Source organism: Vibrio sp. 1288 (assembly GCF_033344475.1).
The window spans coordinates 1-777 of the sequence record NZ_JAWPOX010000379.1; the positions used below are offsets into that span (position 1 = coordinate 1).

1 protein-coding gene is annotated in these 777 nt (G+C 48.1%); it reads left to right on the forward strand.

Features of this window, described 5'->3' with window-relative positions; all coding sequences use genetic code 11:
* The coding region (locus R8O11_RS26890) for a response regulator (RefSeq protein ID WP_318194832.1) at positions 1-777 on the forward strand (777 nt) is incomplete at both ends.

A 777-nucleotide genomic window follows, 5' to 3' on the forward strand; every position in this document is an offset into this window, starting at 1 on the left:
AATCGCAAGTGCTATTTGAAGTCTCAGATACAGGTATCGGCATTTCGAAAAAAGATCAGAAAACTCTGTTTGATGCTTTCACGCAAGCAGAAGGTGGTCTGAACCAAATCGGTGGTACAGGGCTTGGTTTAGCAATCAGCAAACGTATCGTCGAAGCCATGGGCGGCGTGCTAGAAGTCGACTCAGAAGAGGGCGAAGGCAGCCGTTTCTGGTTCTCCATCCCACTTGAAGAAAGCGAACCTGTTGAAATCGGTGTTGTGGCGAGCGCTCGCTGCAAGGTGAAAGCGAAAGTGCTGTTGGTCGAAGACAATGAAGTAAACCGCGTAGTGGCGGAAGGTTTCCTCCAGAGCATGGGGCACCAAGTTGTGATGGCGGAAGATGGCCTGCAAGCTGAACGAATCATTGATAAACAAGATTTTGACATCGCGCTTGTTGACATCAATTTACCTGATTGCGACGGCACGGATTTGATTCAACGCTTAAAACGCATCGAACGTAACAAGCCAGGTGACAAAGCGCTGTCACCGACACCTATGATTGCGGTGTCTGCTCATGTTTTTGCGGAAGAAGTGGAACGCTACTTGGCAGCGGGTTTTGATGGTTACTTGCCAAAACCGGTTGAGAAAGAAGCCCTTGCTACGTTGATTCAGGATGTTCTGGATGGCAAACAATTACTGCTTCCGCAAAGTGGAGAATGCTTACCTCTGAACGAAACGAGCGATACCAATCTAACTATTGAAAATCAGGTCGAACAAGACCACCAACAACGAGAGGAAC